Consider the following 10,136-nt stretch of genomic DNA (forward strand, 5'->3'; position numbering starts at 1 on the left):
GTAAGCGATAGCGCCACCGGGGATGTTGAAGCCATCCAGGACCGTTAGCGACTCTGCTTTCTCAGCAAATAAATAAAGTAAGGCGCGCCGATAAAGGTCGACAGTAGCCCCGCCGGGATCTGATACGGGAACATCATCATCCGTCCGCACCAGTCGGCGAAGACCAGCAGCAGCCCGCCAGTCAGCCCTGAAATCACCATATGCGGTAGGGTTCGCCGGAAGCCCATCATCCGCGCGATATGCGGCGCCATCAGCCCGACAAAGCTCAGCGGGCCGATGGTCAGCGTCGCCGCCGCCGTCAGGCAGGCCGCCAGCAGCAGCAGAACAATCCGCGATGACGTCAGCGCCATGCCCACCGCTCGCGCCGCCTCCCCGCCCAGCGGCAGGATGGTTAACCAGCGACGACAGAGCGGCGCCAGCGCCAGCAGCGCCAGCATTACCGCGCCGCTACGCACCACCCTCTCCGGCGTCGCGCTATATGTCGACCCCGAGATCCACGTCAGGATCTGCGCCATACGCGGATCGCCGCTGGCCTGCAGCATCATCAGCAGCATAGTGAAGGCGGTGCTCAGCGCCATCCCCGCCAGCAGCATCCGATGCGGCGAGAAGCCGCCGCGCCCGGCGGCGAGCATAATGATCAGCAAGGTGGCCGCCGCGCCAAGGCTGCCGGCCGGCAGCAGCCAGCCAAAGGCGTCGCCAGGCACGAAGAACAGCATCAGCACCACGCCAAAAGCCGCGCCGGAGCTGATGCCCAGCACTTCCGGGCTGGCCATCGGGTTGCCGGTCAGGCGCTGGATAATACAGCCGGCGACCGCCAGCATGACCCCGGCGAACAGCGCCGACAGCACCCGCGGCCAGCGCCAGGGCAGCAGTTGCTCCAGCAGATCGCCGTGGGCCCACAGCCAGCCGTGGGCATCGCGACCAAAGGCCAGCGCCACGCTCACCGCCAGCAGCAGCAACGCGACGCCTGCGAGAACAAACCATTGCACATGATAGCGCTCAGGCTGCACATTATCGCCGCCGTTCATCACCGGGGCGCTGATGCTGCGCAACCGCGGCAGCAGCCACAGCAGCAGCGGCGCGCCAATCAGGGCGGTGACCGAGCCGGTGGAGACTTCCCGCCATACTCGGCTCAGCCAGAGGATCACCTGATCGGAAAGCCACAGGAGCAGCGCGCCGATCAGCGCCGCCAGCAGCAGCCGCGCCAGCAGCCGACGGGCGCCAAGCATTTTCGCCAGCAGCGGCGCGAACAGGCCGATAAAGCCGATAATCCCTACCGCGTTCACCAGCAGCGCACTGATGACAATCGCCAGCGTCAGGGCGCCGAGGCGCGCCAGGGACAGCGCCAGCCCGAGGTTACGCGCCACCCCGTCATCGAGCCCCATCAGGGTCAGCGGCCGCAGCAGCAGCAAGGTGAGTATTGCCCCGCCAAGCAGCTGCGGCCACAGGCGCTGCGCCACGCTCCAGTCGGTCTGCGTCAGCGTCCCGGTGCTCCACAGGAACATGCTTTGCAGCTGGTCGTGATGGAAAATCACCATCAGCTGGTTAAGCGCGCCACAGTAAAGGCTGACCACCAGCCCCGCCAGGATCAGCGTTACCGGCGACAGGCGCTTGCCCCACGAGACGCCAAACACCAGCGCGCCCACCAGACAGGCCCCGGCCAGCGCGGCGAATTGCGACGCCAGCACGCCGGGAATAGCCCATAACGTGGTGACCGTTATCCCCAGCTGCGCGCCGGTGGCGACGCCAAGGGTGGTCGGTTCCGCCAGCGGATTACGCAGCACCTGCTGGAACAGGACGCCAACCAGTCCCAGCCCGGCGCCCACCAGCAGCGCAACAGCCAGTCTCGGTAACAAACTGTAATGAAACAGCATTTGGGCAATATCATCGACATCCGGCTGCCACAGCGCCTGCCGCCACTGCGCATAGGGCAAGGCGACATTGAGGTTGACGATGCTCAGCGCGAAGGCGACGCCCAGCAGCCCGGCCAGCAGGATAATAGCTAACGGCGAGAGACGCGTATTCATGCCGGTCTCCCCAGGGCATCAGCCAGCACGCGGGCAAAATGCATCGCTGACAGCGTCGCGCCGTAGAACCAAACCGCCGGAACGCGCTGGAAGCGGCCCGCGCGCACGAAGGGCATCGCCTGCCATAGCGGCGTCGCCAGCAGTTGAGCCATATCTCGCTCATTGCCATGGTCGAAACAGATGACATCGGCTTCGTTAAATGCCGCCAGCCTGTCGATGCCAACGCTAACGCTTCCCCAGAATGCCGCTTCGCCGTGCCAGGCGTTTTTAATACCAAAGCGATCAAGCACCTCCTGGAACAGGCAGTTTTCGCCAAACACCAGCACGTGGCGGGGATCGAGCAGAGAGATCATCAGCAGCGGACGATCGCCGCGCCCGGCAAAACGCGGACGCAGGCTCTCCATCAGCGCGTCGAACTCCGCCAGATGGCGCTTCGCCTGCTGCGTTTTGCCCAGCAGATCGGCCATTTCCAGTAGCGAACGCTGGGCCATCGCCAGCGGCCGTTTGCCGTCGCTGAAGGTGAAACCGCGGCCGGGCGCGATACGCGCCAGCTTCTCCGGCGACGGGCCGTAGCCCGCCGACCAGACGATAAACGACGGTTTCATCTGCGTCAGCAGTTCAAGGTTGGGTTCGGTACGCAGACCAACATCGATCACCGAGTCGGGCAGCGCGGGTTCGTTCACCCACAAGCGATAGTTGGGAATATCGGCCACGCCATAGGGCGTCACGCCGAGCGCCAGCAGCAGCTCCGCGGGCAGCCACTCCAGGGCGACCACGCGCTGCGGGTCGACGTCGGCCGCCTGCGCGCCGCGCATCTGCCACAGCAGCGGCGAGAGCGCCATCGCGATCAGCAGGCGGCGTCGGGTTATCAGAGTTGGGTTCATCATCAATAGACAAAGCTTACCGGCGCCGCACCGGCCGGGTGTGGCAGGATCCCCATCGGGATGCCGTAGATCTGTTCCAGAGTGTCGCTGCGCATCAGTTCCGCCGGCGTCCCCTGGGCAATCATTTCTCCACCGCGCAGGGCCACCAGATAGTCGCAATAGCGGGCCGCCATATTAATATCGTGCAGGACGGCGATCACCGTCAGGCCGCGCTGCTGGCTGAGACGATGCACCAGCGCCAGAACATCGACTTGATGAGCAATATCCAGCGCCGAGGTGGGTTCATCGAGCAGCAGGCAGCGACTGTCCTGCGCCACCAGCATGGCGATCCACGCCCGCTGGCGTTCACCGCCGGAGAGGCTGTCCACCAGACGATGAGCGAGCGGCTTCAGCCCCACCAGCGCAATCGCCTCTTCTACTTTCTCACGGTCCGCTGCGCCAAAGCGACCCAGCGCGCCGTGCCATGGATAGCGGCCGATCGCCACCAGCTCGCGCACCGTCATACCTTCGGCCGGCGGCAGCTGCTGCGGCAGATAGGCCACTTTGCGGGCAAAGGCTTTGCTGCCCCAGCTCTCCAGCGGCTGCCCGTCCAGCAGCACTTCGCCTGCGGAGGGCGGCTGATGACGGCCAAGCATTTTCAGTAACGTCGATTTGCCGGAGCCATTATGGCCGATCAGGCCTGTGACTTTTCCGGACGGGAAGGTGAGCGAGAGCGGATGGAGCAATGTGCGACCAGGCACACGGAAAGTGACGCGATCCAGCGCGAAGGTGGTTTCTGCGTGCGGAGTCTGTTCCTGCATAGCGATAACCTGATAGAGGGCGCGGCGAACCGCGCCCGTAGGTGGTTAGAAACGGAAGGTGGCGGTGGCGACGACCTGACGTCCGGCGCCCCAGTAGCAGGCGTATTCGCTGTAGCAACTGGAGACATATTCGCGGTCGAACAGGTTGTTGACGTTGACGCCGACCGACGATCCCGGCAGGCCAAAGCGCGCCAGATCGTATTTCACCGTCGCATCCATCAGCGCATAACCGGCCACACTAAAGGCATCATTTTTCTTACCGGTGCTGGTGTCATTTTTGTAGTAGCTGACCGTTGAACCGATATAGCGCGCCCCGGCCCCAATCGTCAGACCGCTCAGCGCGGTTTCGTGGAAGGTATAATCCGCCCACAGGGAGGCCATGTTACGCGGCACTTCCGCCGGACGTTTGCCGTTGAACACCGTATCGTGAGTGTACTCCGCATCGGTGTAGCTGTAGGCCGCGGTGACGTTAATATTGGCGTTCACCGCCGCCTTCGCCTCCAGCTCAAGGCCGCGGGAGCGGATCTCGCCGGTCTGGATGCTGAACGCCTGGTTAGCCGGATCAGCCGTCAGGTTCTTGTCTTTGGTCAGCTGATAGACCGCCGCGGTGACCACCACCGGCATATCTTTCGGCACGTATTTCACGCCGGCTTCATACTGCTTACCGCGCGACGGATCGAACGGCTGGCCGCGGCTGTTGGAACCCGATACCGGTTCAAACGATTCGCTGTAGCTGAAGTACGGCGAGATGCCGTTATCGAACAGGTAGTTGATGCCGCCGCGCCAGCTGAACTGCTGGTCGTGATTCTCCGCCAGGCTGTTGGTGGCGCGGGTTAACGTTGAGGTCGTGGCGTAATCGTAACGGCCGCCCAGGGTCATCACCCATTTATCCCACTCCATCTGATCCTGCGCGTACAGGCCGGTCTGCTCCATCCGGTTGAGGACCGCGTACGGGAAGGTGACCTGAATATTCGGATTGCCGTACTGCGGATTGCTCATGCTGATAGGATCCGCCGTCCCGTAGTCGGCATCCACATCGTTACGCATCCGCGAGTAGTCCACGCCGGTCAGCAGCGTATGGCTGACCGCGCCGGTGGCGAAATCAGACTGCAGCTGGGTATCGACGGTGAAGGTGTTCAGGTGCTCGTCGGAGCGCACGTAGGCGCGATTCATGTAGCCCGGCGCGACATAGCCGTTGCCGTATACCGAACGATAGAGCGTATGCACATCGGCATAGCGCAGGTTCTGCCGCACGGTAAAGGTGTCATCGAACTGATGGGAGAAGCTGTAGCCCACCATCTTCTGGCGGCGGGAGATTTTATTATCGGACTCGCCTTCGTTGAAATCGGTCGGCAGCTTGTGCGCCTTACCGTTGGCGTCGTAATACGGCACCACGGTGCCTTCGCGCGGCAGCCAGCCGTAGTAGCCCGCATCCGGGTCATTCTGGAAGTTGCTCAGGAAGGTGAAGTCGGTTTTATCGTCCGGACGCCAGCTAAAGGAGGGCGCCACCGCGTAGCGAGTCGATTTCGCCATCTGCTGCTGGGCATCCTGACTGCGGCCAAGGCCGGTCAGGCGATACGACCAAACGCCAGCATCATCAATGGCGTCGCTAAAGTCAAACCCGGTCTGCCACAGATTGTCGGTGCCCATCTTAAACTGCACTTCTTTCAGCGGCTCGGTAGTCGGGCGCTTGCTGACCATGCTGACGATACCGCCCGGGTTGCTGTTGCCGTACAGCACCGAGGTTGGCCCGCGCATCACTTCCACACGCTCGAGGAAGTAAGGATCCATGGAGACTTCAGAGTAGTTATTCCCCTGCAGCTTCATGCCGTCCAGATACTGGTTGGTGTTGACGGTCGTCGAGGTGGTGAAGCCGCGAATGGTGACCACGTCATAGGTGGTCGAACTGCCGCGAGTGGAGAAGACGCTGGGCGTATAGGAGAGCGCCTCTTTTACCGTCGTCGGCTGGCGCATCTCCATCTCCTGGCGCGTCACCACCGACACAGACTGCGGCGTTTTTTCAATCGGGGTATCGGTTTTGGTCGCCGTGGCGGAGCGTTTTGCCGCGATAGTCGGCGCCGGTCCCCAGGCGCTTTCCTGGGCGACCGGGGTGGCAACGACGGTGATGGTTTCTTCTTGCTTCGGTTGTTCTGCTGCCTGTGCGTAGACAGACATGCCGCTAACCGCCGTGGCTACTACAGCTGCGACTTTACGCAGCGAGTGATTTGGCTGAGCAGTTTTTGGACGCGCCATGGGTATATCTCTGATGAAAGTGAATGATAACGTAAACGAGAATTATTATTATGACGGGCGATATAATAGGCGAAACGTCGAAGGCAAGGCAAGCGATATGCCTGTCGCCGCCGGTCGAAGGCTGAATTAATAACCAGATAGTTATTATGGAGTTAAAGAGCCGTTAACTTTTTTACAGGCATAAAAAAACCCCTTAATACTTTCGTATTAAGGGGTCTGGTCGTGCGGTCAAAATCAGTTACTGCCGAACATATCCTTGATCCAGCCCGCGACGCCGTCGCTCTTTTCCTGCTGCTTCGGCGGCTGTTGCTGCTGTTGCTGCTGCGGCGGCGGCTGCTGCCCGGACTGATTAAACGGATTTTTCGCTTCCTGTTGCTGCAACTGCTGCTGTTGCATCATTTCGCCCTGACGGCACAGCGCATCCGGCTGCGTGGTCCAGACCGGCAGAGAACGCATACCGCCGCTGCAGACGAAGTTGCCGTTGCTGTCCACGCCCATATCAACCACGTCTTCCGGCACCGTCAGCACCAGCGGCGTTGGCGTCTGGTTCGCCAGATAGCGCTGGTAAATCGACATCGCTCCGCTGGCGCCGTACAGTTTGGTCGGCTGGTTATTGTCGCGACCCACCCAGGTGATGGTCACCTGACTACCGTCGATGCCGGCGAACCAGGTATCGACGTTATTGTTGGTGGTCCCGGTTTTCCCCGCCAGATGCAGGCCCGGATACTTCGCCCCCAGCTGACGCCCCGTACCGCGCTGCACCACCTGCTGCATAGTCCACAGCGTCATGTAGGCCGCCTGGGCAGGCACCGCGCGCTCCGCCTGCGGATAGCTCTGGTAGAGCACAGTGCCATCTTCGGCAATCACTGACCGCAGCGCGGAAAGCGGCGCACGGTTCCCACCGCTGGCGATGGTCTGGAAGGCCTGGGCCACTTCAATCGGCGTCAGGTTCAGCGCGCCAAGCAGCATCGACGGCACCGCGTTGAGCTGATTCTTCGGCGCCCCCAGTTTAGTCCAGGTATCGACTACCGCCGGCAAGCCCAGCGCCATCCCGAGGTTAACCGTCGGGACGTTCATCGAGCGAGTCAGGGCATCGACCAGCATCACCTGACCGCTGAAACGACGATCGTCGTTCTGCGGGGACCACGTCTGACCGTTGGACAGGCGAATCGTCACCGGCGCATCGGCGATCCAGGTATTCAGGCGATACTGATTCGGCTGGCTCAGCGCGGTCAGATAGGTCGCCGGCTTGGCCAGAGAACCAATCGATCGGCGGGCCTGCATCGCGCGGTTATAACCGGCGAACTGCGGCTCCGCGCCGCCGACCATCGCCCGCACTTCGCCGGTGAAGCGGTCAACCACCACCATGGCGGTTTCCAGGTCTGCCAGCTTACGCTGTTTCTTCAGAACCGGGATCCCTTCGGAGGCCGCTTTTTCCGCCGCATCCTGCGCCACCGAGTCGAAAGTGGTGAAGATCTTCACGCCGGAGAGATCTTTCACTTTATCGCCCAGCTTCGCCTGCAGTTCCTGACGAACCATCTGCATAAACGCCGGCTGCGGTGAAATCACCCCGCCGCGCGGCTGCACGCCCAGCGGACGGGCGCTGAGCATGTCGTACAGCTCCTGGTCGATAACCTGCTGCTGCTGCAGCAGACGCAGCACCAGATTGCGTCGTTCAAGGGCCAGTTTCGGGTTACGCCACGGGTTATAGACCGACGCCCCTTTCACCATCCCCACCAGCAGCGCCTGCTGGTCGAGGCTCAGCTCTTCCACCGGACGGCCGAAGTAATACAGGCTGGCCAGCGGGAAGCCGCGAATTTCGTTATCGCCGCTCTGGCCGAGGTACACCTCGTTCATATACAGCTCAAGGATGCGATCCTTGCTGTAGCGGGCGTCGACGATCAGCGCCATATACGCTTCGTTGGCTTTACGCCAGTAGGAGCGTTCGCTGGAGAGGAACAGGTTTTTCACCAGCTGTTGGGTCAGGGTACTCGCCCCCTGCACCGTTCGGCCTGCCGTCAGGTTCGCCAGCACCGCGCGGCCGATGGAGTAGAGACTGATCCCATCGTGCTCATAGAAGTGGCGGTCTTCGGTCGCCAGCAGGGTATCCACCAGCAGATCGGGGAAGCCGCTGCGCTTCACGAACAGGCGCTGCTCGCCGTTCGGCGACTGCAGCATGGTGATAAGACGCGGATCGAGGCGGAAGAAACCGAACTGGCGGTTATTATCCATATTCTCGATGGTCTCAAGATGGTCGCCGTCGAAGGTAAGACGCGCGCGCACCTGCCCTTCCTTACTGTCCGGGAAATCGAACGGACGACGGATCATCTCGATGCTGTTAGCCTGCACGGTATATTCGCCGGGGCGCGTCATCGCGCTGACCTGGCGATACTGCGTGGCGTTGAGCAGACGCACCATCTCGTTTTTGCTGATCTGCATGTCCGGCTCAAGGTTGACCATCCGGCCATAGACCGCGGCCGGCAGCTCCCAGACTTTACCGTCAATGCGGCTGCGGATTTTCTGGTCGAGGTAGACGCCATAGGCGGCAATCAGCACCGCGAAGACAATCCCCAGCTTGACCAGCAGCCACAGCCAGCTGCGCTTCCGACGAGGCTTGCCACCTTTGCCTTTGGCTTTTCTCGGCACCGGTTTCTCATCCTCATAATCATCGTCATCATACTCGTCGTCGTAGTCCTCTTCCCGGACCCGGCGACGGGTGACTTTCTGTTTAGTCGGACGTGAGGGTCTTCCCTTACGTCCGATAGGCTCGCGGTCATCTCCCGCCATGCTTTTTCTCCGCAACGTTCAGGCGCAAAGGCCTGATTCTCAATACTTCCCCTGTTCAGAGGAAGAAGAAATCTCTCAAATTAACGTCCAGGCTGCTTATCCTTCGGACGACAACCTGCTGGCAGGCAGGACGCGCCGCCAGCCTTTCAGAGGGTTGGTTTGCTTCATGTTACATGATACTAACAATAAAAATTCACCATAAAATCATTGTGTTAAACGCATCATCGGCAGAATAAGTCAGAACATAGCACGTAATGTTCAGGGCATACAGGATAGCACTAAAATGCGACATTCTTAACCAGCATTTTACCTCCTGCGCACGTAACAAGATGGGAAAGAGTATGTTTTTTAATAACATAAAAAACGGCGCGCTTCCTGCCGGTCAACGCAGTGGCATCATCCGCGGATGAAAATATATTTTCCCAGCGCCAACGTTTATTATTGATAAAAGTAAAGTCGATTAAGCGCCTTTCCGCTGATAAAAATGAGAGCCTGTTAACATTTATGCAGAATAATATTTTATGATGACACCAGGTAAATATTTGTTAAACTAGCGGCCAGTGATTCATTATTTTGATTACTCTATGATGCGTATTCCGCTTATATTTCCGCTTTGCATGGTAGCCCTTCTCTCTGGCTGCCAACAAAAACCCGCCTCAACGCTCAGCCCGGCTATCAGCAGCCAGGCGCAGCTCGAGCAGCTCTCGTCCGTGGCGGCCGGGACGCGCTATCTCAAGAATAAATGTAATCGTAGCGATCTCCCCGCTGATGAAACGATATATCGGGCAGCGGTGAATGTCGGTAAAGCGCGCGGATGGGGAAATATTGACGTGGCGACGTTAAGCCCAAATAGCGACCGGCTTTACCAACAGCTATTACAGGACAGTACCCCGGAAGCCACACAGTGCAGTCAATTTAATCGTCAGCTCGCGCCATTTATTGCCAGCTTGCGCAGCGACTAAGCGAAATATCCTCAGCGCGCCGGTTATTGTGTGCGCTTTTATTCCTCTTTCGGCTCCTCGTCAATTTTTCCGCCCGGCCAGTCCTCCAGCGCCGCGAGGGTAAAGGTCGTGCCGTTGAAGCTGAAGATCGTCACATCCTGCTGGATCTGCTCCACCACCAGGTTCGGCAGGGGTGAATCGCCCTCCGTCCACGCTTTGCCGTTTAATACAATGCTGCGCTTTTCCGGTCGCGAGGCGTAGACATGGGCGCTGTAGCGCAGAGGCGGCAGCGTATCGCTGTTCACTTCCGGCGCCGCGGGCGCGCTGGCTTTTGCCGCCGGCGGCGGCGTCTTTGGCGCGGCCTCTCCGGCAGCGGTTAACGGCAGAAGCGCCGCATGCGCCACCGGCAAGGGCAGCGTTTGCGGCGCTTCTGCCGTTAACCGC

8 protein-coding genes are annotated in these 10,136 nt (G+C 60.4%); 2 read left to right on the forward strand and 6 right to left on the reverse strand.

Annotated elements, in window-relative coordinates; all coding sequences use genetic code 11:
- Positions 1–44: 44 nt before the first annotated feature.
- The 5 genes from fhuB to mrcB form a co-directional block, all read right to left on the reverse strand.
- A complete protein-coding gene (fhuB, locus tag KHQ28_RS25920) occupies positions 45–2,027 on the reverse strand; it encodes a Fe(3+)-hydroxamate ABC transporter permease FhuB (protein ID WP_004147134.1) in 1,983 nt (660 codons plus the stop codon).
- The gene (gene fhuD, locus KHQ28_RS25925) at positions 2,024–2,914 is read right to left on the reverse strand and encodes a Fe(3+)-hydroxamate ABC transporter substrate-binding protein FhuD (protein ID WP_023279271.1); all 891 of its coding nucleotides are present in this window, start codon (positions 2,912–2,914) and stop codon (positions 2,024–2,026) included. The genes fhuB and fhuD overlap by 4 nt, the downstream gene beginning before the upstream one ends.
- On the reverse strand, positions 2,914–3,711 hold the full coding sequence (fhuC, locus tag KHQ28_RS25930; RefSeq protein WP_004145876.1) for a Fe3+-hydroxamate ABC transporter ATP-binding protein FhuC: 798 nt from the start codon (positions 3,709–3,711) through the stop codon (positions 2,914–2,916). Before fhuC ends, fhuD begins: the two co-directional genes overlap by 1 nt.
- 45 nt (positions 3,712–3,756) lie before the next feature.
- Entirely contained in the window at positions 3,757–5,964 is a 2,208-nt protein-coding gene (gene fhuA / locus KHQ28_RS25935; protein WP_023288395.1) for a ferrichrome porin FhuA, read from the reverse strand.
- Positions 5,965–6,198: 234 nt separating this feature from the next.
- Entirely contained in the window at positions 6,199–8,751 is a 2,553-nt protein-coding gene (gene mrcB, locus KHQ28_RS25940; protein WP_002889208.1) for a bifunctional glycosyl transferase/transpeptidase, read from the reverse strand.
- 390 nt (positions 8,752–9,141) lie between these two features.
- On the opposite strand from mrcB, the gene KHQ28_RS25945 reads away from it, so the two are divergent.
- Positions 9,142–9,276, forward strand: coding sequence for a hypothetical protein (locus tag KHQ28_RS25945; RefSeq protein ID WP_004220794.1), 135 nt, complete (start codon positions 9,142–9,144; stop codon positions 9,274–9,276).
- 62 nt (positions 9,277–9,338) lie between these two features.
- Entirely contained in the window at positions 9,339–9,713 is a 375-nt protein-coding gene (gene gspS / locus KHQ28_RS25950) for a type II secretion system pilot lipoprotein GspS (RefSeq protein ID WP_032409075.1), read from the forward strand.
- Between the two features lie 38 nt (positions 9,714–9,751).
- Here gspS and gspB read toward each other — a convergent pair.
- Positions 9,752–10,136, reverse strand: a 385-nt coding sequence (gene gspB / locus KHQ28_RS25955) for a type II secretion system assembly factor GspB (protein ID WP_211777731.1), incomplete at its 5' end; no start/stop codon positions are given.

Source organism: Klebsiella sp. 28, from assembly GCF_018223905.1.
Taxonomy (GTDB): Bacteria; Pseudomonadota; Gammaproteobacteria; order Enterobacterales; family Enterobacteriaceae; genus Klebsiella; species Klebsiella pneumoniae.